Raw genomic sequence first — 21,433 nt, 5'->3', positions numbered from 1 at the left:
TTAGCCAAACTCTCTCAGGCGATGCAGGAGGCGAAGGAACGGGGTGCCTTCATCTTGTTTACGGTCATGGCTGCCGGTGATAACAACGGTCGCCGTTGTCCCTGCCGGGTACGGATGCTGCTGGTCTTTATCGTCGAGCACGATTTTAACCGGCACGCGCTGCGCCAGACGCACCCATTCCAGGTTGCTGTCGATAGTCGCCAGACCGTTGGTTGCCGCCGACGAAGAACTGTTGGTGACCGCTGCCGCGACGCTGTCTACCGTGCCGTGCATAATGCGGTTGCTGCCCAGCGGGGTGATTTCCGCGCGATCGCCTTTTTTCAGGCCCGGCAATTTAGTTTCTTCCAGATACGCCAGAATGTAGAAGGAGTTTTTCTTCACCAGCGCAACGGCGGTAGAACCGCGATTAATGTAGTTGCCCGGATGCACGGTAAGGTTGGTGACCCAGCCATCTGCCGGTGCGACAACCACGGTACGCTCTAAATCCAGTACCGCCAGATCGCGTGCGGCCTGCGCTTTCGCCAGCTGATGCTGCGCGGTTTGCAGGACGTTATTCGCCTGATCGATTTCTTCCTGCGACATCGCCTGAACGCCCAGTTTCACACGGCGTCCGGCTTCGCGTTTTTTCTCGGCGGCCAGCGCCTGATAATACGCGACGTCAGCGCTCGCTTCGTCCAGCGCCTGCTGATAGCGCGGCTGGTCGATTTTGAAGAGCACCTGCCCCTTAGTCACCAGCTGGTTATCAATTACCGGCACGTCAGTGATTAAACCGGTCACATCCGGCGCAATCGACACAACGTCAGCGGTAAATTTGGCATCACGTGTCCACGGAGATTCCGTATAGAACGCCCAGGCTTTGAAAATTGCGATGACAGCCAGAACGACCAGAATCAGCGTAATTGCATAACGTATTATTTTTATGGAGAAATTTTTCACAACGGCCTCAGACGAACAAGCGGGAGATCAGGTAAAAAAGACAGCAATACAATGCTGTGTTAAACAACGCCGGATGCCAGACAAAGTCATAAATACCGGTCGGTTGTAATACCCGCCGAAGCAGGAAAAACACCCCCAGTGCCAGCAGTATTTCAAAAAACACCGGAGGAAACGACAATCCGAAAATCACCATTACCGGAAGCAAACTCATCAAAAATTCCTTACATTATTACCCGTAGTGACGACGGGCGAACTGCTCGCCCCGCGCACGCATTATTCATTATTTTAGGCAATGCCACGCATCCCCGGAGATAATTAATTCACTGGGAAATGCTCAATGAAACTGTGGGGTTGCCAGGGAAGTGTGCGAAGGTAAGCATTGATTCAGGAAATCAGAAACCTGAGTTCTATCGCCCGTACGAGTATATTAGCGTGCTTATTATCAAGTAATCAACGTTCTGTGATCTAAATCACTTTTAAGCCAGAGTTAACAATGGACCGATTAAAACGCATGTCGATATTCGCTCAGGTTGTGGAAAGCGGTTCTTTTACCGCCGCTGCACGACGCCTCGACATGAGCGTTTCCGCCATCAGCCAGACCATTTCCAAGCTGGAAAATGACTTACAAATCAAGTTACTAAACCGAAGCACCCGCAGTATCGGCCTGACAGAGGCCGGAAAGCTTTACTATCAGGGATGCCGGAAAATGCTGCATGACGTGCGTGAAGTGCATGAACAATTGTATGCCTTCAACAACACCCCGACCGGCACGTTGCGCATCGGGAGTTCATCGACAATGGCACAAAATGTTCTTGCTGCCATGACCGCTGAAATGCTCACGGAATACCCCGGCCTGACGGTCAATCTGGTGACCGGCATTCCTGCGCCGGATCTGATTGCCGACGGTCTGGACGTGGTGATCCGCGTCGGTGCGTTACAGGATTCCAGCCTGTTCTCCACGCGGTTAGGTTCCATGCCGATGGTGGTCTGTGCGGCGCGCAGCTATCTGGCGCAGCACGGTACGCCGGAAAAACCCGCCGATATGGTGAATTTTTCGTGGCTGGAATACAGCGTCCGCCCGGACAGCGAGTTTGAACTGATCGCGCCGGAAGGCATTTCCACGCGCATCACGCCGCAAGGGCGTTTCGTCACCAACGATTCGCAAACCATGATCCGCTGGCTGAAAGCCGGTGTCGGCATAGCATACGTGCCGCTGATGTGGGTGATTGAAGAGATTAACGCCGGTGATGTGGAGATCCTTTTCAGAAGCTACCAGTCCGACCCGCGCCCCGTGTACGCGCTGTATACCGAAAAAGACAAACTCCCGCTGAAAGTACAGGTGTGTCTGGATTACCTGACCGATTATTTCAAACGGGTCAGCAAGGTGTATCAGGGATACCGGCAGGGCAAGAAAGTCACGCAGTGGAATTAGGCAGGAAATAAATAGCCTCCCCTGAGAAGGGAGGCTAATCGCTGAAAACCTGAGGTTACGCCGTGCCGCCCACCGTCAGATTGTCCAGTTTCAGGGTTGGCTGACCGACGCCGACCGGAAGGCTCTGGCCTTCTTTACCGCACACGCCCACGCCTTTATCGATAGCCAGATCGTTGCCGACCATGGAAATCTGCTGCATCGCTTCGATACCGGAACCAATCAGCGTTGCGCCTTTCACCGGTTTGGTGATCCGGCCTTTTTCGATCAGATAGGCTTCCGACGTCGAGAACACGAATTTGCCGGAGGTGATGTCGACCTGACCGCCGCCGAAGTTCGGCGCATACAAACCGTATTCCACGCTGCTGATAATATCTTCCGGAGTAGATTTCCCGGCCAGCATGTAGGTATTGGTCATGCGTGGCATCGGCAGGTGCGCGTAAGATTCACGACGGCCATTACCGGTTGGCGCAACGCCCATCAGACGCGCGTTCAGTTTGTCCTGCATGTACCCTTTCAGCACACCGTTTTCGATCAGCACGTTGTATTGCCCCGGCACGCCTTCATCGTCGATGGCAAGCGATCCGCGCAGGCCTGGCATTGTGCCATCATCAACAACGGTACAAAGCTCAGAAGCCACCAGTTTACCCATCTGGCCGCTGAAGACTGACGTTCCGCGACGGTTGAAATCGCCTTCAAGACCATGCCCGACCGCTTCATGCAACAGCACACCTGGCCAGCCCGCGCCGAGCACTACCGGCATACCCCCGCGGGTGCCGCAACGGCGGTCAGGTTTAGCAATGCCATACGCACGGCGTCACGGGCAAAGGCTTCAGCACGCACTTCACCGTTGACGGTTTCGAGGAAATAATCATAACCGACGCGGCCACCGCCGCCGCTTGAACCACGCTCGCGACGCCCGTCCTGTTCGACCAGCACGCTCACGGACAAACGCACCAGCGGACGAATGTCTGCCGCCAGCGTGCCATCGGTAGCGGCGACCAGCACGGTTTCATAGACGCCGGTAATGCTGGCGCTGACTTCCTGAACGCGTTTATCGGCTGCGCGGGCAATTTTGTCGACGCAGTGCAGAAGCTCAATTTTCGCTTCACGCGACAAGCTTTGTAGCGGATCCAGCGCGCTGTAAAGTGATTTGTAAGCGATTTCGCCCAGCGTATGGACTTTACCGTTCCCCTGCTCGCGGACGATGCTGCGTGCCGCCGTCGCACTCTGATGCAGCGCGTTCAGTGTGATTTGGTCAGCGTACGCAAAACCGGTTTTTTCACCGCTGACCGCACGCACGCCAACACCCTGATCGATATTGTAAGAACCATCTTTGATGATGCTGTCTTCGATCACCCAGGCTTCGTGGAAGCTGGACTGGAAAAAGAGATCGGCATACTCGAGGCGACGTTCTGACAACTGGCCCAAAACGGAAAACAGATCCTGATGACTCAGATTATTGGCAGTTAGTAACTGCTCACTGACTAAGGCCAGACTCATAGATTCACTCTCTTTTAGACGAAAATCCGGCAGCGCTGTCACTGAGATAATCAGCCAGCCTGCCGGACAATCCATTGTTACAAGGTTATTAACAGCCTAACACAGCCCGAACGAGGTTGCCTGCGCCGACACGGATACGTTACTGCGCCGCAGCCTCTTTTGGCGGTACAACGGGTTTACGCAAAATTTCATTGATATGCGGTTCAGCAATCGTGCCGCTAATCTGGTAGCGGATCAGCGAGATTTTATTCCACAGCGGTGCCAGCACTTTACTGGCCGCGAAGACCGCCACGCCGACCACCGGGTTAATCACGAACGCCGTCGCCACGCCGACGGTGGCTGAAATTTCCGGCGCAATCACCGCTTCTAAATCCAGTTGCTGGTTCACGAAATTCACTTTACCGGTAATGGCGATATCCGCCGCCAGCCCGTCAACCAACAGATCGTCGGTGTGCATCGTGCCGTCTTTAATCCACGCGGTGGATTTAATGGAGTCAAAATAGAATCCCTGACCAAAGGTGTCGCTGAAATCCAGACGCAGCTTGCGCAGCAGCGCATCGAAGCTCACGAGACGAAGCAACTGCCCGGCGCGACCACCGCCGATGTCTGCAATTTCGCCTTTGCCCAGCTCGTTTTTCAGCGTGCCGTTCAGCGTGCTGATATCCGGCCTCCACGGCACCGATTTCCAGTGGAGATCGAAGTTAATGTCAAACGGTGCACCTTTCAGCGGCGTGGTCACGCCAAAGAAGGACATCGCCTGTTCGATGTTTTTGCCCGACAGTTTCCCCTTCAGGCCGGTATTTTCGCCCTGCTCGTCCTGTTTCCAGTCACCCTGCACGTCCAGTTTTGCCACGCCGGTATCAATCAGGCCGTTACGCAACATCAGCAGGTTACCCTGGGGCGTCAGATCCGCATTTACCTTGCGGAAATTCTGCCCGAGGAACCAGCACGCTTCGCACCGGAGCTGCAATGCAGGCCAGTTCGCGAAAGAAATCTTGCTCGTGGCAAACGGGTTCCCGCCCGGCTGACCGCTACTGGCTACGTCTTCCGCCGTCCACTGCGGGTTGAAGTACAGATAATGAAGATTCGCCAGCCACGGACCGTTGTCATTCATGTTCAGCGTGCCGTCGATTTCTTTACCTTTCGCGGTAATTTCCATCCCCTGGTGGCCCTGAACCGACTGAATCGTCAGGTCATTCCAGACTTGCCCCCCAGCGTCAGCGCCGGTGTGGTCAGGATAATCTGGTGCGGGAAGCTGAATCCGGACAGTTTTGTATTGGTGCTTTGCGTCGCTTTTTCCGGTGACAACAGGCCAAGCCAGTTTTCGCCATCAAGCGGCGGCAGATGCAGGGTCAGGCTGCTGTCATCCGGCAACGGCGGCGTTTTTTTGGTGTTTTCCTGCCACGAGGCACGATCCAGTTTCAACTGTTTGCCCAGCAACCACCGGCTGTTGAAATGGTTTTTACCTGCCAGCTCACCTTCAAGATTAAAGCTGTGCAAATCACCTTTGACGTTCACCACCAGCGGCATTGAATGGCCGGGTTTTTTGCTCAGCGGGTCAGGTAAGTGACTGCTTACATCTTTCAGGTCGGCATTCACGTCTACGGTATAGGTCGGCGTACCTTTGTGCGGAAGCGTGATGTTGACGTTGCCTTTCCATGGCGTTCCGCCGGAAATTTTGCTGGCCGCCGCCGCAGGCATACCCGGAATTTTTGACAGTTGCCAGTTGGCATCCAGACCGACCTGCACTTTGAAATCATCCGGCAGTTCCTGCGTGCTGAACATCACGTTGATCGGTTGCCCGAACCAGCTACCGGTTAACTGATTGCTTTGCAGATTGCCATTGTCGTAGCTGAACTGGCCGCTGAGATGGGTGATTTTGCTGTCCAGCGGTTTGATGAACAGACTGTTGTCGTTAAGCGTCACACCACCGGACGCACGCACCAGTTCACCGTCCAGCGGGATATCCAGGTGTAAGCGACCATTCACTTCGCCGCCGATCTGGAGTTCCTGCAACGCAGAACCCAGCGTGTCGTGAAGCGGCGTATCCATGAAGTAATCGCCGATATCTTTACCCTGCCCGCGCAGATCGGAATCGATGAACAGTTTTTCTTTCAGATAGTCCGGAATATTCGCCACGACGTTATTGCCGTCGACGTTGCCCAGTTTGGTGTGCGCGGCTTTCATAAACAGGCCGTCATTCAGGAAATCGAGATCGATATCAAGATCGGTGAGCGCGGGCCATTCCGGCTGGAACTGGAAGGTCGAATGGCGCAGCGGAACCCAAACCTGGAACTGCCCTTCGTTCTTTTTGAACGGGAAATCATGCGGGTTACCGTTAAACGTCAGCGTCGCGTTATCTACCTGCCCGGCCTGGATCGCACCGCTCAGGTAATCCACCAGATGTTTGCCCATCAGCGGTTCAGGGAAATAGCGCCAGGCCTGGCCCGCATCATACAAACGAATACCGGCCAGAATGTTCAGCCACGGTTCGCCTTCGGCAGGCTGGTTGTAGCTGAAATCGCCTTTCGCCCACAACGCACTGGCTTTGACATCCACGTCTTTGCCCGACAGCGACCAGCCGTCATTGCCGTGGGTCCAGTTGAATGTACCTGTTGCCGCGCTTACGTCGAGCGGCGCACGGAACATGTCGCCATACGGCAACAGGCTGTCCTGAAGATTAACGGTCAGTTGCCCGCCCGACATGCTGCCTTTCAGGCTGCCTTTAAAGTGATTGATGCCCGGCAAAATCGTCCAGTGCTGCCAGCTGACATCGTTCCAGCTCGCATCAAAACGGGTCTGGTCAGGTTGTTTGAGCGGGATATCCAGCGCGAGGCGATCGACATTTCCGGCGGGTTTCAGATCCTGCCAGCGCTCAAGCAGCGACGGCGTCAGGAAGGAAAACGTCGGAATGATCGGCCCTAAACGTTCGAGTTGCAGGTTTGCACCACGGATTCGTAATTCTTCGCCCTGCGTGGGCCCGAGGAAATCATTGTTTTCAGGCAGATACAGCGCTTCGAGACGCCCTTTGGGCCACTCAACGCCGTCGGTTTTCAGATTCAGCTGCTGCGTGCCGAGCTGCCAGCCATTGCCCTGACGGTTGCCGTGAAGAGCCAGATTATCAACGTCCAGACGGTGTTCGTCCGCACCCGTTTTCCAGGTCGCCGAACCGTTTTTCAACAACGCATCGCCCGCATAAATATCGCCATTGCGCACTGTCAGCCAGGCCGCGAGGCTGAAATTGGCGCTTTCTAAACCGGTATTGCTGCGCAGCCAGCGGCTGAACCACGGCTTCATATCAATATCGTCGGCTTGCAGATAAATTTTGCCGTTATTGAGCAGACCGTTGGTATCGTTGAGATCCATACGCACCTGCACAATACCGTGCTGCCCGTTGAAACTGGATAAACTCAGTTGTCCCTCGGCGCGGTGGCGGTTATGCGTGTTCAGCCAGGTCAGTTGCGGGATATCAAATTCAGCGCGCGGGCCGGAAGGCGTCAGAAAAGAAATGCGGCTGTCGCGCAGATCGAAATGGTCGACCTGCCTGAGGAAGATGTCGCTGATACGGTTAGCCTGAACGCCGTGACCTTTGTTGGTATCGCCGCCCAGCGTGCTGTTGAGATCCAGCTGCAAATTATAGAAAGTGAGATCGCGGAACTGCCAGCGGAAATGCAGGAGTGATTGCCAGACGTCGAGCGCCATCGTGATGCGCTGAACCTGCCACTGAGAATCCGGCAGGGTCACATGCAGACCACGGATTTCCATGATCGGGCCAAAAGTTTGCCAGCTCGCACTGATTTGCGACAGCTGGATCGGCACGCCCGTGACGGATTCTACTTTGCTGACCAGTTGTGTCTGAAAGCGGGTAAGATGAGGCAATGCCAGACGCAAGCCACTGATTACCAAAGCCACTATCACGACAAGGGTGGCACTGGTCGTTAATAAAATACCGGGCAGTCGCCTCAAACCTCTCTCCTTGTTTCCGATTCCATACGGGTTTTCACCCGTACAGACGGCAATGGAAACCTTTAACTTCTTGATGTTGCTGGCTTGTGGCCATCAGATCACATCATCACCACGTCGAACTGCTCCTGACTGTAGAGCGGTTCAATCTGCACTTTGACCTGTTTTCCGACGAAGATTTCGACTTCGGCCAGCGCATGTGATTCTTCGCCTTTCAGCGCTTCACCGACGGCCGCAGACGCGTAAACCAGGAAACGGTCAGACTCGTAGGCATGATGCACGCGCACGATCTCACGCAGAATTTCATAGCACACCGTTTCGACCGTTTTCACGGTGCCACGCGCGTGACAGGTCGGGCAATCGCTGCATAGCACATGCTCCACGCTTTCGCGCGTACGCTTGCGGGTCATTTCCACCAGACCGAGCGCAGAGAAACCGTGAATGCCGGTTTTCACGCGGTCTTTGGATAAAGCCTGCTCGAGGCTGTGCAACACGCGACGCCGGTGATCTTCATTCGACATGTCGATGAAGTCGATAATGATAATGCCACCGAGGTTACGCAACCGGAGTTGCCGGGCGATGGCCTGCGTCGCTTCGGTATTGGTGTTGAAGATGGTGTCTTCAAGATTACGATGGCCGACAAACGCACCGGTATTGATATCCACGGTGGTCATGGCCTCTGTCTGATCGATGATCAGATAGCCGCCCGATTTCAGCTCGACCTTGCGCTCGAGCGCACGCTGGATTTCGTTTTCCACATCGAAGAGGTCGAAAATCGGTTGCTTACCGTTGTAATGCTCCAGCTTGCTGGTCATCTCAGGCATGTATTCACTGGTAAATTCCACCAGTAATTCGTAGGTCAGGCGCGAATCGACACGAATGCGATCCAGTGCTTCACCAGCAAAATCACGCAGAACACGGTGCGCCAGCGCCAGTTCGCCATACAGCTTGTACTTGGTTTTGTTTCGACGCTTGCGTTCCATGACTTTGGTCCACAGGCGTTTTAAATACGCGGCATCCTGCTTGAGCTCTTCTTCGCCCACGCCTTCGGCGGCGGTACGAATAATGTAACCGCCATGTTCGTCACAATATTCTGAGACGATACGTTTGAGGCGATCACGTTCTGCTTCGCTTTCAATGCGCTGAGATACGCCGACGTGGGATGCTCCGGGCATAAACACCAGATAACGGGACGGCAACGTAATGTCCGTCGTCAGGCGCGCGCCTTTGGTGCCCAGCGGATCTTTCACCACCTGAACCATCAGATCCTGGCCCTGATGCACCAGCTCTGCGATGTCGCGCACATGGAAATTTTTCTGCTCGTCACGCGCCACACATTCTGTGTGAGGCATGATGTCTGAAGCGTGTAAAAACGCTGCTTTTTCAAGGCCGATATCCACAAATGCTGCCTGCATTCCAGGCAATACACGGCTGATACGTCCTTTATAAATGTTGCCGGCAATCCCGCGCTTGGTCTCACGCTCAATATGGATTTCCTGCAGAATTCCACCATCAATGTAGGCCACGCGGGTCTCAGACGGGGTGACATTGACCAGTAATTCAGCTGTCATGCTTTCTCCTAAGCTCGCGTAAGGCAGAAAATTCATTTAGCAGTTCCTGAGTTTCCACCAAAGGGAGACCCACCACTGCATAGTAACTGCCGCGAATTTCACGGACGAAACAACCGCCCTTTCCCTGAATACCATAAGCGCCCGCTTTATCCATGGGCTCACCGCTCAGAATATAATGTGCAATGTCGTCGGAGGATAGTGAACGGAAGGTGACATCGGTCACAACCAGCGTACTGAGGCACTCCCGACGATCTGCAAAGGCGATGGCGGTCATCACCTGATGCTGTTTTCCAGACAATGCCTTAAGCATAACAGCGGCTTGCGCTTCGTCACGCGGCTTTTCCAACACTTTACCGTCAAGAACCACAATCGTATCGGCACCCAGCACCGGCAAATCTTCTGCTGCGACCGCAACGCCGGCTCTCGCCTTATCTTCGGCAAGACGAATAACGTAATCCTGCGGAGCTTCGTCAGGCTGACGCTCTTCTGCCACTTCGGTCACCAGACGCTCAAAAGGAAGGTCAAGCATAGCCAGTAATTCACGGCGGCGCGGTGATCCGGAAGCGAGATAAAGTGCGGTCATAACATCCTCATTGCACAGCAAACTGACGACGAATTTTACGCATCAGCAGGAACAGCCAGGGCCAAAGAACGCCGTCAACCACACTACTCCAGAACACTTCCGGCCGGAATGAAACATTCACAACAAGGAACTCGCCCCAGAACACCATGACGTCCACGGCCAGCGAAAGCACCATAACAATCAGGGCTTGCTGCCAGAGTGCCAGGTTACGGAATAGCTGGAATTTAAAGGCGACCAGATAAGCGGTAATCGCAAATGCCAGTGCCCGGATCCCCAGCGTTGAACCGAGGATCAAATCCATGATGAAGCCGACGACAAAACCGGTACCCACGTTGACGCGATGCGGCAATGCCATCACCCAATAAATCAGGATCAGCATCAGCCATGATGGCCTGAACATGTAGAGCTGCTCAGGCCACGGCATCACTTGCAATAACATGGCTATCAGGAAGGATAGCCAAATAATCCAGCGTCCGTGGCTCCGGTAACTGTTCATCGCGTAGCCCTCTGTGCAGGCGCAGCACTCACGGGTGCTGTCACCGTGCCCGTTGCCGGTGCCGGAACAGGGGCCGGAGGCCCCATATCACCCGGCGGCGGCAGAACCTGCGGCATCATTTGCATCAGACGTTCATTGGCAACCCGATGTACTTCATCCGGCGGCAGCGGGTGTTCGCCATTACGGTCAGAACCCCACAACAACAGAAGATAGCGCAGACGTTGCAGGCCGGCTGTAGGACGAGCCTGAATCACGGTATAAGCGCGCTGGTTATCCACTTTGACAGAAGACACCACGCCCACAGGGTAACCCTCAGGGAAACGCCCACCCAATCCGGACGTCACCAGTACATCGCCGACGCGAATATCAGTATTGCTTGGAAGATGTTCGAGTTGCAGATCGTCTGCGCAGCCGCTGCCGGCCGCAATCACGCGGATATCGTTACGCAATACCTGAATCGGCAACGCATGAGACGCATCGCAAATCAGCAGAACGCGGCTGGTCAGTGCGGCCACAGCCACAACCTGGCCGACTACGCCTTTGTCGCTGATCACCGGCTGCCCGATATAAACGCCGTTGTTACTGCCTTTATCGATGACAACCTGATCGCTGTACGGATCATTACTGGTGGAAAGTACCTGCGTCACCATTTTGTGCTCGTCCTGACGCAGTGGTGAGCCCAGCAATTCACGCAAACGGGCGTTTTCTTGTTTGTACTGGCCGAGCAACATCAGATCACTGTTTTTCAACAGCAATTCCTGACGCAGTGCGCGGTTTTCCAATTCAAGCTGGCCACGTGTCGCAAACGTCGAGGAAACCTGATCTAAGAATTCACGCGGGGCGTTAGATAGGAAATAGAAGGGACTTACGGCAGTATCCATATAGGTGCGGATTTTAACAAACGTACCTATTTTACTGTCGGCAACAATCAGGACAATGGCCGTAAGAATAGCCAAAAAAAGTCGCAGTTGCAGGGAAGATCCCCTGCTAAAAATTGGCTTCATAAAATATGCGAGTTCCTCGGCAACAGAAGGTTTCAGCCAGTTGAAGTCATTGCTTCATCTGACAGAAAAGGCGGCAATCTCATGGGATAGCCAAAAACACCGCCTGAACAATTACGCTCAGACAGTGTTTGCGCGGATCCACATTGAACACTGCACACTTCACGTTGCAGGTTTTACCTGACGGACAACCACCTTCCCGGGCAGACTATTCCTGCTTACAACGGGTCTTGTTAAAACAACAAGTCTTCGCTGAGAATTACTCTTCGCTGAATAAGTCGCCGCCGTGCATGTCGATCATTTCCAGTGCTTTACCACCACCGCGCGCTACGCAAGTCAGTGGATCTTCTGCGACAACCACCGGAATACCGGTTTCTTCCATCAGAAGGCGATCGAGGTTACGCAGTAATGCGCCACCGCCGGTCAGCACCATGCCACGTTCGGAGATGTCGGAAGCCAGTTCTGGCGGGCACTGTTCCAGTGCAACCATCACAGCGCTAACGATACCGGTCAGCGGCTCTTGCAGCGCTTCCAGGATTTCATTGGAGTTCAGCGTGAAACCACGAGGAACACCTTCAGCCAGGTTACGGCCACGCACTTCAATTTCATGCACTTCATCGCCCGGATATGCGGAACCGATGCTGTGCTTAATGCGTTCTGCGGTGGCTTCGCCGATCAATGAACCATAATTACGACGCACGTAATTGATGATGGCTTCATCGAAGCGGTCGCCGCCGATACGGACAGAAGAAGAGTACACGACGCCGTTCAGGGAAATCACGGCAACTTCCGTTGTACCCCCACCGATATCAACAACCATAGAACCTGTGGCTTCTGAAACAGGCAGACCTGCACCGATTGCCGCAGCCATCGGTTCTTCAATCAGGAACACTTCACGCGCGCCTGCACCTTGGGCAGATTCACGGATAGCTCGGCGTTCAACCTGCGTTGCACCAACAGGCACACAAACCAGCACACGTGGGCTCGGGCGCATGAAGCTGTTGCTATGAACTTGCTTGATGAAGTGTTGCAGCATTTTTTCAGTCACGAAGAAGTCAGCGATAACGCCGTCTTTCATCGGACGAATAGCCGCGATATTGCCAGGCGTACGGCCCAGCATCTGTTTTGCGTCGTGACCTACAGCAGCAACGCTTTTAGGTGAACCAGCACGATCCTGACGAATAGCCACAACAGATGGCTCATTCAGCACGATGCCTTGTCCTTTTACATAGATAAGGGTATTGGCGGTACCCAGGTCGATGGACAAGTCGTTGGAAAACATGCCACGAAATTTCTTAAACATAACGAAAGGATAATCCTGCAAGCTGGGGGCGGAAAATAAAATCCGCCTACTTTACCAACCACGCGAAGCAGCGACAAGGCGCAAAAACGTCCTGCTTCCGTGAAAATTGTCCGCGATGTCGCCATTCACTGGTTGTTACTTTTTGAGGCTGATGGCACTGCGAAATAATTCTGTATCGCAGGCTCGGTTTACCTCGGGCAGGCACCCAGGCGAAGTAGCAACACCGCACATAAATTCTTACACTTTCACCCACGTTTTCCGTCCATCTGCGGCCATAAAGCGTGCACCGGATACCAGATAAGGGAGTGGGTCGAAAGCTGGCTCATTCTACGTTAAATAATCCAATAACGGTCACTTAAACATCGCAGTTGTGTGAATATTTTTTACCGACCCGTTCAACAGGCTTTGGTTCGGCAAAAAAATCCCCCTGACCGCCGTGGATCCCGCTTTTCTGCAGCGTGGTCCACTCTTCTTTGGTCCGGACGCCGGCGGCAAAAACCAGCGCCTGAGTCCCCTCACAGGCACTGAGCAGACTTTGGACAAAGAGCTGATTCTCCACTCTTTTATCGATGTCACGCACTAAGCCGGGGTGAAGCTTAACCCTTTCCACCGGAAAAGTTTTCAGATAAGACGTGCTGACCACCGTCAGACCGGCCTGTGAAACTGCCAGACGACAGCCTAAACCTTGCAATAACCGGATTGCAGGCCGCAGACGGTCGGTATGTTGACAGAGATCTGCCTCAGCAAGTTCAATCAAAATTCGGTTTCGCTGCTTTCTTTCACACTGAAGCAGTGTGTCGCGCAACCAGCGAACAAATGAGCGCTGCAATAATGAATCAACCGTCATGTGAAATGCTAACGTTTCGTCCGGCCAGCGGTTAAGTAACGGAATAATCTGACTTAACATCACCCGATCAAAGCTTTGAGATAGCCCGAACTGCACCACAAGAGGAATAAATTCGGCAGCCAGCAATTCCTGCTCGCCGTCAAAAACACGCCGCTGTACCTCGCGGTGATCGAGTTTCCCGTCTCTGCCGAAAGCCGGTTTCTGATACAAACGCGGGCCGCCGCGCGCCAGCGTGTTTTCCAGCAATGTACGCCAGCGCACGCTACCACGGCCTTTCTCCGGGACATTTTTATCGAAAATAAACCAGCTATTGCTGCCCTGGAATGCCGCATGGCGCGTCGCCTGCTCGGCCATATCCATTGCCTGATCCGGCGTCTGGCCGAAACGGTATGCGGTGATCCCGATATACATCAGGGCGTCGCGGTCGATCAGTGAAGATGTCGGCAAAACGCCCAACGCATTTATTAATTGTGCGGCCATCACTTCGGCATCTTTCAGCGTGCGGTGAGGCAGCAGTACGGCGAAATCGCTGTGGAAGTAGCGTGCCAGCAGCGCATCAACGTGACGCATCACAAAAGTCGACAGCAGATTTACCATCGCCGACCGCAATTCTTCAACCACCGTCTGCCCGTGGATTTCGCGCATCATGTCAAAATCCGGTAACCGCAGCAGCATGAGCACGCCATGCGCGCCCGCTTCTTCGAGCTGCGTCGCCAGTTGGTTATCAAAAAACAGACGGTTGCTGAGCCCGGTTTGCGCGTCCTGCTGCGCATACGCGCGGATCAGCGTATCGACGCGGCTGCGCTGTTCGCGCGCTTCATTAAGATCGGTTAACAGGAGATCAATGGCGCTGCTGGCGGAGTGCGGCCATTCGCCGACGGTGCCTGCCAGCCCTTCCCGCTCACCGCGCAAAATCCTGACTGCGCGGTCTTCCAGTTTTTCCACACCGGCGGTTTCCTGGCGTAACCAGCGGAAACTGAGCAACAACATGCAGAGCATCGCCACGATGGCAATTCCGATGGTGAACGTAGAACGCAGGGAACGAATGTAACTGCTGACCGGATCGATGTAAGAAACATGCAGCGACATCGCGTGGTTTTGCATCAGCGGGAAAACGGCCGAGTCATATTCCGGCATCACACTGTCCCAGGAACGGTGTAAATCCGGGCGCTCATGGTATTCATAAACCGTGGAGTTCTCGAGTTTCACCTCGATATCGGTGACATCCAGCATGCGCATGGCCTGTGGTAGCCAGCGCTCGGCATCAGCCGGTGTGTGCGTCAGTAATGACTGATCATAAGTGGTCGCCAGCGCCTGCAGGTGCTGCTCGGTACTTTGCTTATTGAGGTAGATAAAACTAAACGTCACGCCAAGCAACATTAACAACATTGCCAGCGCGACTAACATCGAAATGAGTGCCGATAGTCTGGTAGTAAATCGCATCCCTGTGCCTTACTCGCTACGGTGAGGTGAAAACAGCGCCCTTGTTCTGTAAGCCTGCCACGAAAAAACGCCGCTACTATAAAACAGAAAAACTTGGCCGCAGGAGAAATTTACCCAACAGGCATGAAGGAATGTTTCGGGTTTAACGTCCACCGGGCTGATATTCGCCCCCGTCAGAACGTTTTGTAACCAGGAAAGTTGCATTTACATACATTCATAGCATAGCAACTCAAAAGTTAATCAATTTAGAATTCTTATATTGTTGGGGAAAATGAGCCAAAACCGGTTCATTAAAAATCGCTATTTCACTTACCTGTCTCGCAAAACCCTGTGTTTCACGCCATGCTGTCTACATAACGATAAAAACATTAATAAGATGAATACCGGAGACTGCAATGTCCAAACTTCACAAACTGACGGAAGCAGATGTCACCCCCGAGGATATCTTTCAGGATCGCCGTAAAGTTTTGCAGGCGCTGGGGATCAGCGCCGCCGCTCTGGCGATCCCGACGAGCGCGCAGGCAGATATTCTTTCCTGGTTTAAAGGGCATGACCGCCCGCCCGCGCCCGCAGGTAAAGCGCTGGATTTCACCAAACCCGCCGCCTATCAGAATTCACTCGCGTTAACCCCGAAAGACAAAGTGGAAGGCTACAACAACTTCTACGAATTCGGGCTGGACAAAGCAGACCCGGCCGCCAATGCCGGCCAACTGGTGACATCACCCTGGACGATAAAAATCGACGGAGAAGTCAATAAACCGCTCACTCTCGATATGGACGACATCATGAAACGCTTCCCGCTGGAGGAGCGAATCTACCGGATGCGTTGTGTCGAAGCCTGGTCAATGGTGGTGCCGTGGGTCGGATTCCCGCTCAGCTCGCTGCTTAAACTGGCCGAACCGACCAGCAATGCGCGCTACGTGGCATTCACCACACTTTATGATCCGGCGCATATGCCGGGGCAGAAAGACCGGTTTATCGGCGGCGGGCTGGATTATCCGTATGTCGAAGGATTACGTATAGATGAAGCGATGCATCCGCTGACCATGCTGACCGTCGGCGTTTACGGCAAAGCCTTGCCGCCGCAAAACGGCGCGCCCATTCGCCTGACGGTGCCGTGGAAATACGGTTTCAAAGGGATTAAGTCGATTGTGAGCATCAAATTTACCCACGACGAGCCGCCGACCACCTGGAACCAGATTGCGACCAATGAATACGGTTTTTACGCCAACGTGAATCCGCAGGTTGATCATCCGCGCTGGTCGCAGGCCACTGAACGGTTTATCGGTTCAGGCGGATTGCTCGACGTGCAGCGCCAGCCGACATTGCTCTTCAACGGCTATGCCGAACAGGTCGCGTCGTTGTATCACGGGATGGATTTACGCAAGTTCTATTAAGGAAGGCCGCTTTATTATGCGTCGTTTAAGCCCTGCAAATATTACCTGGCTGAAAGTAGTCATCTATCTTGCCGCCATTTTGCCGTTTTTCTGGCTCGTACTTTCTGTCGATCAGGGCTGGTTCAGCGCCGATCCGGCAAAAGATATTCAGCATTTTACCGGCAGGATGACGCTAAAATTTTTACTGGTGACGCTGCTGGTCACGCCTGTCGCGCGCTACGGAAAACAGCCGCTGCTCATCCGCACACGCCGTTTGCTGGGTCTGTGGTGTTTTGCATGGGGATCGCTGCATCTGCTAAGTTATTCGTTCCTGGAGCTGGGCATCAGCAATATACGCCTGCTCGGCAGTGAACTGATTTCGCGCCCGTATCTCACGCTGGGGATTATCTGCTGGATATTGCTGCTGGCACTGGCCTGTACTTCCACGCTGTGGGCGCAGCGTAAAATGGGCGCATCCTGGCAAAAGTTGCATAACTTTATCTATCTGATCGCCATTCTTGCGCCGATCCACTACCTTTGGTCGGTGAAAGTGTTATCGCCACAACCGATCATTTACGCAACACTTGCCGTCATCTTGCTGGCATTTCGCTATAAAAAATTCCGCCAGTGGCTGCGATAAGTGCCGGAACTTTTCTGTGTTCAGCCCCTCAAAATTCGGGTAATCCCCCTCTCATTCACAGGACGAGGGTTGATTATCTTCGCTGATAAGACCAGTATTTAGCTGCGAATTGCCACGATATCATTATAATGCCCGACCTCATGCCGAAGAGTCGGGTCGATTTGCCGCGAAATAGGTGACAAATCGGTGACATCAGGGTATTTTCTACAATCTTTGTCTAATTGCCGGAGATAGGCTCACAATGGCGCATAAGTTTGACATTTTGCTACTTAACGGTCCTAACCTGAATTTGTTAGGCACCCGTGAGCCCGAAACGTACGGACACACCACGCTCAACGATATTGTTAAAGGTTTGGAAGTTCAGGCTGCTGCCGCTGATGTGGCACTAAGCCATCTGCAATCGAACGCAGAACATGTCCTGATTGAACGTATTCATCAGGCACGCGGAAATGTCGATTTTATCTTGATCAATCCCGCGGCCTTTACCCATACCAGCGTGGCGCTGCGCGATGCATTACTGGGGGTATCGATTCCGTTTATCGAGATCCATCTGTCGAATGTACATGCCCGTGAAGCGTTCCGGCATCATTCCTATCTTTCCGACATCGCAGTGGGCGTTATCTGCGGACTTGGCGCAGATGGCTACCACTTTGCATTACAGGCAGCGGTTAACCGCTTGTCAAAAACCCACTAATTTCTACGCAAAAAGAGTACGGAATCACACCCATGGATATTCGTAAAATTAAAAAACTGATCGAACTGGTTGAAGAATCAGGTATTTCTGAACTGGAAATTTCTGAAGGTGAAGAGTCAGTTCGTATCAGCCGTGCTGCACCTGTGCAGGCTTATCCTATGATGCAACAGGCTTACGCAATGCCTGCACAACCACAGCCGGGTCTGGCTGCTGCGGTTGCGCCAGCTGCTGCGCCTGTAGAAGCGGCTCCTGCTGCAATCAGTGGTCACATCGTTCGCTCTCCAATGGTGGGTACGTTCTACCGCACGCCAAGCCCTGACGCGAAAGCCTTCATCGAAGTGGGTCAGAAAGTCACTGCGGGCGATACCCTGTGTATCGTTGAAGCGATGAAAATGATGAACCAAATCGAAGCTGACAAATCCGGTGTTGTTAAAGCAATTCTGGTAGAAAGCGGCCAACCGGTTGAATTCGACGAGCCGCTGGTCGTCATCGAATAACGAGGCGTTCCATGGTAGATAAAATTGTTATCGCGAACCGCGGCGAGATTGCCCTGCGTATTTTGCGTGCCTGTAAAGAAATGGGCATCAAAACCGTTGCTGTGCACTCCACTGCTGACCGTGACCTGAAACACGTGCTGCTGGCAGACGAAACCGTCTGTATCGGCCCTGCACCTTCAGTAAAAAGCTATCTGAACATCCCTGCCATCATCGCGGCGGCGGAAATTACTGGCGCGGCGGCTATCCACCCGGGCTACGGTTTCCTGTCCGAGAATGCGGATTTTGCTGAGCAGGTTGAACGTTCTGGTTTTATCTTCATCGGCCCGAGAGCTGAAACTATCCGCCTGATGGGGGACAAAGTTTCTGCGATCCACGCCATGAAAGCTGCTGGCGTACCTTGTGTACCCGGCTCTGACGGCCCGCTGGGCGACGACATGGATTTAAACCGTGGCTTCGCCAAACGCATCGGCTATCCGGTCATCATCAAAGCCTCTGGCGGCGGCGGTGGTCGTGGTATGCGCGTTGTGCGCGGCGACAAAGATCTGGAACAGTCCATCAACATGACCCGTGCGGAAGCCAAAGCGGCTTTCAACAACGACATGGTTTACATGGAAAAATACCTGGAAAACCCACGTCACGTGGAAATTCAGGTACTGGCAGATGGTCAGGGCAATGCCGTTTATCTGGCTGAACGTGACTGCTCCATGCAGCGTCGTCACCAGAAAGTGGTGGAAGAAGCGCCAGCACCAGGCATTACGGAAGAACTGCGTCGCTTCATCGGCGAACGTTGTTCCAAAGCCTGTGTGGATATCGGCTACCGCGGTGCGGGTACTTTCGAGTTCCTGTATGAAAACGGTGAGTTCTTCTTCATCGAAATGAACACCCGTATCCAGGTTGAGCATCCGGTTACCGAGATGATCACGGGTGTGGATTTGATTAAAGAGCAGTTGCGCATTGCGTCCGGCCAACCGCTTTCAATCAAACAAAGCGACGTGCATGTCAAAGGCCATGCGGTGGAATGCCGTATTAACGCGGAAGACCCAAACAGCTTCCTGCCAAGCCCGGGCAAAATCACACGCTTCCACGCACCTGGCGGCTTCGGTGTTCGTTGGGAATCACACATTTACGCGGGCTACACAGTGCCTCCGTACTACGATTCCATGATTGGTAAACTGATCACTTACGGCGAAACCCGTGAAGTGGCCATTGCCCGCATGAAAAATGCGCTGGCTGAGCTGATCATCGACGGCATCAAAACCAACATTGAACTGCAAATGCGTATTATGGACGATGAGAACTTCCAGCACGGTGGAACCAATATCCACTATCTGGAGAAAAAACTCGGTTTGCAGGAAAAATAAAAAAGACCGTACCGTTGTGTACTCTCTTATCAAGGCCGGATATTCCGGCCTTTTTTACGTTTTGGGGGACAGGAAAATGATCACTGATAAGCGTTTTCTGCAAGCTAACCGCGAAGCCCGCTGGGCATTTGGGCTGACGATCGCCTATCTGCTGGCGTGGTGTGTTGCGGCCTATATTCCAGATGATAAACAGGGTATTACCGGGTTGCCGCACTGGTTCGAAATGGCCTGTCTGCTGGTGCCTCTGGTCTTTATTCTTTTGAGCTGGCTGATGGTTCGCGTGATTTACCGCGATATTCCGCTGGAGGATCATGATGCAAATTGAAGTTTTATTACCGCTGATCGCCTATTTGCTGCTGGTTTTCGGCCTGTCGGTGTACGCCTATACCCGCCGCCAGCAGGGCAATTTCCTGACCGAATATTTCCTCGGTAACCGCTCCATGGGCGGCTTCGTCCTGGCCATGACCCTGACCGCCACCTACATCAGCGCCAGTTCCTTTATCGGCGGCCCCGGTGCGGCGTACAAATTTGGCCTCGGCTGGGTTTTGCTGGCGATGATCCAGTTGCCCGCCGTCTGGCTGTCGCTGGGCGTTCTCGGTAAGAAATTCGCGATTCTGGCGCGCCGTTACAATGCTGTCACACTCAACGACATGCTGTTTGCGCGCTACCAGAGCCGTTTGCTGGTCTGGCTGGCAAGCCTGAGTCTGCTGGTGGCGTTTCTGGGTGCGATGACCGTGCAGTTCATCGGCGGTGCACGTCTGCTGGAAACCGCAGCCGGGATCCCTTACGACACCGGCCTGCTGATTTTCGGCATCAGTATCGCGCTGTACACCGCATTTGGCGGCTTCCGCGCCAGCGTACTCAACGATGCCATGCAAGGCCTGGTGATGTTGCTGGGCACCATTTTGCTGCTGTTTGCCGTAATCCACGCCGCCGGTGGCCTGCATACCGCTATCGACAAACTGCAACAAATCGACCCGAAACTGGTTTCAGTCCATGGTGGAGATGACGTCCTTTCGCTGCCATTCATGGCATCTTTCTGGATTTTAGTGTGTTTTGGCGTCATCGGGCTGCCGCATACTGCCGTTCGTTGTATCTCCTATAAAGACAGCAAAGCGGTGCATCGAGGGATTGTGCTTGGCACGATTGTGGTCGCGGTATTAATGCTCGGTATGCATCTGGCGGGCGCTCTCGGACGCGCCGTTCTGCCGGATCTGAAAATCCCGGATCAGGTGATCCCCACGCTGATGATCACCGTATTGCCACCTTACGCTGCCGGGATCTTCCTCGCCGCGCCGATGGCCGCCATTATGTCGACGATCAACGCACAGCTTTTACAGTCATCTGCGACTATCGTTAAAGACTTATACCTCGGCATCAAACCGGACCAGCTGGCGAACGAGCGTAAGTTAAAACGCTTCTCGAGCTGGGCCACGTTTGTGCTGGGTTTACTGGTTCTGCTGGCCGCATGGCGTCCGCCGGAAATGATTATCTGGCTGAACCTGCTGGCCTTCGGCGGGCTGGAAGCAGTGTTCCTGTGGCCGCTGGTGCTCGGTTTATATTGGGAGCGCGCGAACGCGACAGGTGCGCTGAGCTCAATGATTGTTGGCGCGGTTTGTTATACCCTGCTCGCCAGTATCGACCTGCACATCGCCGGTCTGCATCCGATTGTGCCCTCACTTTCGCTGAGTCTGCTGGCGTTTTATATCGGCAATAAATTTGGCTCACCGGCGGGCGAAACCGCACTGAAGCCGTCCTGACCGGGCGGCACTGATTTTTACAGATTGTTA

Annotated in this window: 16 protein-coding genes and 2 pseudogenes; 8 read left to right on the top strand and 10 right to left on the bottom strand. The window is 53.7% G+C overall.

Translation table 11 applies throughout. From position 1 onward, the window contains the following. Positions 1–936 (bottom strand): p-hydroxybenzoic acid efflux pump subunit AaeA, encoded by a 936-nt coding sequence (gene aaeA / locus ACM5QY_RS06665; protein WP_416119813.1) that lies wholly within the window; start codon positions 934–936, stop codon positions 1–3. A gap of 7 nt (positions 937–943) precedes the next feature. Beyond that, complete coding sequence (gene aaeX / locus ACM5QY_RS06660; protein WP_416119812.1) at positions 944–1,147, bottom strand: p-hydroxybenzoic acid efflux pump operon protein AaeX; 204 nt, start codon at positions 1,145–1,147, stop codon at positions 944–946. A gap of 282 nt (positions 1,148–1,429) precedes the next feature. On the opposite strand from aaeX, the gene aaeR reads away from it, so the two are divergent. Then, entirely contained in the window at positions 1,430–2,368 is a 939-nt protein-coding gene (gene aaeR, locus ACM5QY_RS06655) for an HTH-type transcriptional activator AaeR (RefSeq protein WP_218523229.1), read from the top strand. A gap of 55 nt (positions 2,369–2,423) precedes the next feature. On the opposite strand, the pseudogene tldD reads toward aaeR, so the two are convergent. The 8 genes and pseudogenes from tldD to csrD all read right to left on the bottom strand — a co-directional run bounded on the left by tldD (position 2,424) and on the right by csrD (position 15,075). Continuing rightward, positions 2,424–3,868, bottom strand: a pseudogene (gene tldD / locus ACM5QY_RS06650) (metalloprotease TldD). Between the two features lie 139 nt (positions 3,869–4,007). Then, positions 4,008–7,834 (bottom strand): annotated as a pseudogene (gene yhdP, locus ACM5QY_RS06645) (AsmA2 domain-containing protein YhdP). A 98-nt stretch (positions 7,835–7,932) separates the two neighbouring features. Continuing rightward, positions 7,933–9,402 carry a ribonuclease G gene (gene rng / locus ACM5QY_RS06640; protein ID WP_416119810.1) on the bottom strand — a complete coding sequence of 490 codons (1,470 nt, stop codon included), beginning with the start codon at positions 9,400–9,402 and terminating at the stop codon, positions 7,933–7,935. After that, entirely contained in the window at positions 9,392–9,985 is a 594-nt protein-coding gene (locus ACM5QY_RS06635; RefSeq protein WP_416119809.1) for a Maf family protein, read from the bottom strand. Before ACM5QY_RS06635 ends, rng begins: the two co-directional genes overlap by 11 nt. A gap of 7 nt (positions 9,986–9,992) precedes the next feature. Then, entirely contained in the window at positions 9,993–10,481 is a 489-nt protein-coding gene (gene mreD / locus ACM5QY_RS06630; RefSeq protein WP_416119808.1) for a rod shape-determining protein MreD, read from the bottom strand. Then, a complete protein-coding gene (mreC, locus tag ACM5QY_RS06625; protein WP_416119806.1) occupies positions 10,478–11,485 on the bottom strand; it encodes a rod shape-determining protein MreC in 1,008 nt (335 codons plus the stop codon). The genes mreD and mreC overlap by 4 nt, the downstream gene beginning before the upstream one ends. Positions 11,486–11,741: 256 nt before the next feature. Continuing rightward, the gene (mreB, locus tag ACM5QY_RS06620; RefSeq protein ID WP_013577291.1) at positions 11,742–12,785 is read right to left on the bottom strand and encodes a rod shape-determining protein MreB; all 1,044 of its coding nucleotides are present in this window, start codon (positions 12,783–12,785) and stop codon (positions 11,742–11,744) included. A gap of 355 nt (positions 12,786–13,140) precedes the next feature. Continuing rightward, positions 13,141–15,075, bottom strand: coding sequence for an RNase E specificity factor CsrD (csrD, locus tag ACM5QY_RS06615; RefSeq protein WP_416119805.1), 1,935 nt, complete (start codon positions 15,073–15,075; stop codon positions 13,141–13,143). A 395-nt stretch (positions 15,076–15,470) separates the two neighbouring features. Here csrD and msrP point away from each other — a divergent pair, with 395 nt between their 5' ends. The 7 genes from msrP to panF all read left to right on the top strand — a co-directional run bounded on the left by msrP (position 15,471) and on the right by panF (position 21,403). Continuing rightward, positions 15,471–16,472: a protein-methionine-sulfoxide reductase catalytic subunit MsrP gene (gene msrP / locus ACM5QY_RS06610; RefSeq protein WP_416119804.1), complete on the top strand. Its 1,002-nt coding sequence runs from the start codon at positions 15,471–15,473 to the stop codon at positions 16,470–16,472. A gap of 16 nt (positions 16,473–16,488) precedes the next feature. Further along, the gene (msrQ, locus tag ACM5QY_RS06605; RefSeq protein WP_416119803.1) at positions 16,489–17,091 is read left to right on the top strand and encodes a protein-methionine-sulfoxide reductase heme-binding subunit MsrQ; all 603 of its coding nucleotides are present in this window, start codon (positions 16,489–16,491) and stop codon (positions 17,089–17,091) included. 241 nt (positions 17,092–17,332) lie between these two features. Beyond that, positions 17,333–17,785, top strand: coding sequence for a type II 3-dehydroquinate dehydratase (gene aroQ / locus ACM5QY_RS06600; protein ID WP_013577295.1), 453 nt, complete (start codon positions 17,333–17,335; stop codon positions 17,783–17,785). 32 nt (positions 17,786–17,817) lie between these two features. Next, positions 17,818–18,282, top strand: a complete 465-nt coding sequence (gene accB / locus ACM5QY_RS06595) for an acetyl-CoA carboxylase biotin carboxyl carrier protein (RefSeq protein ID WP_104924226.1) — start codon at positions 17,818–17,820, stop codon at positions 18,280–18,282. An 11-nt stretch (positions 18,283–18,293) separates the two neighbouring features. Continuing rightward, positions 18,294–19,643: an acetyl-CoA carboxylase biotin carboxylase subunit gene (gene accC / locus ACM5QY_RS06590; protein WP_416119802.1), complete on the top strand. Its 1,350-nt coding sequence runs from the start codon at positions 18,294–18,296 to the stop codon at positions 19,641–19,643. A 76-nt stretch (positions 19,644–19,719) separates the two neighbouring features. Continuing rightward, positions 19,720–19,968 (top strand): YhdT family protein, encoded by a 249-nt coding sequence (locus ACM5QY_RS06585; protein WP_416119801.1) that lies wholly within the window; start codon positions 19,720–19,722, stop codon positions 19,966–19,968. Continuing rightward, a complete protein-coding gene (gene panF / locus ACM5QY_RS06580) occupies positions 19,958–21,403 on the top strand; it encodes a sodium/pantothenate symporter (RefSeq protein ID WP_416122831.1) in 1,446 nt (481 codons plus the stop codon). Before ACM5QY_RS06585 ends, panF begins: the two co-directional genes overlap by 11 nt. Positions 21,404–21,433: the final 30 nt, after the last annotated feature.

This window comes from Rahnella sp. PCH160, from assembly GCF_047784855.1.
GTDB lineage: Bacteria > Pseudomonadota > Gammaproteobacteria > Enterobacterales > Enterobacteriaceae > Rahnella.
Note: the sequence above shows the minus strand (reverse complement) of the source record. Positions and strands in the feature narration are given on the sequence as shown.

Excerpts from the sequence above, each read along its gene's own strand:
- aaeX (WP_416119812.1), bottom strand. The coding sequence starts at position 1,147 with ATGAGTTTGCTTCCGGTAATGGTGATTTTCGGATTGTCGTTTCCTCCG.
- aaeR (WP_218523229.1), top strand. The coding sequence starts at position 1,430 with ATGGACCGATTAAAACGCATGTCGATATTCGCTCAGGTTGTGGAAAGC.
- rng (WP_416119810.1), bottom strand. The coding sequence starts at position 9,402 with ATGACAGCTGAATTACTGGTCAATGTCACCCCGTCTGAGACCCGCGTG.
- ACM5QY_RS06635 (WP_416119809.1), bottom strand. The coding sequence starts at position 9,985 with ATGACCGCACTTTATCTCGCTTCCGGATCACCGCGCCGCCGTGAATTA.
- mreD (WP_416119808.1), bottom strand. The coding sequence starts at position 10,481 with ATGAACAGTTACCGGAGCCACGGACGCTGGATTATTTGGCTATCCTTC.
- mreC (WP_416119806.1), bottom strand. The coding sequence starts at position 11,485 with ATGAAGCCAATTTTTAGCAGGGGATCTTCCCTGCAACTGCGACTTTTT.
- mreB (WP_013577291.1), bottom strand. The coding sequence starts at position 12,785 with ATGTTTAAGAAATTTCGTGGCATGTTTTCCAACGACTTGTCCATCGAC.
- csrD (WP_416119805.1), bottom strand. The coding sequence starts at position 15,075 with ATGCGATTTACTACCAGACTATCGGCACTCATTTCGATGTTAGTCGCG.
- msrP (WP_416119804.1), top strand. The coding sequence starts at position 15,471 with ATGTCCAAACTTCACAAACTGACGGAAGCAGATGTCACCCCCGAGGAT.
- msrQ (WP_416119803.1), top strand. The coding sequence starts at position 16,489 with ATGCGTCGTTTAAGCCCTGCAAATATTACCTGGCTGAAAGTAGTCATC.
- aroQ (WP_013577295.1), top strand. The coding sequence starts at position 17,333 with ATGGCGCATAAGTTTGACATTTTGCTACTTAACGGTCCTAACCTGAAT.
- accB (WP_104924226.1), top strand. The coding sequence starts at position 17,818 with ATGGATATTCGTAAAATTAAAAAACTGATCGAACTGGTTGAAGAATCA.
- accC (WP_416119802.1), top strand. The coding sequence starts at position 18,294 with ATGGTAGATAAAATTGTTATCGCGAACCGCGGCGAGATTGCCCTGCGT.
- ACM5QY_RS06585 (WP_416119801.1), top strand. The coding sequence starts at position 19,720 with ATGATCACTGATAAGCGTTTTCTGCAAGCTAACCGCGAAGCCCGCTGG.
- panF (WP_416122831.1), top strand. The coding sequence starts at position 19,958 with ATGCAAATTGAAGTTTTATTACCGCTGATCGCCTATTTGCTGCTGGTT.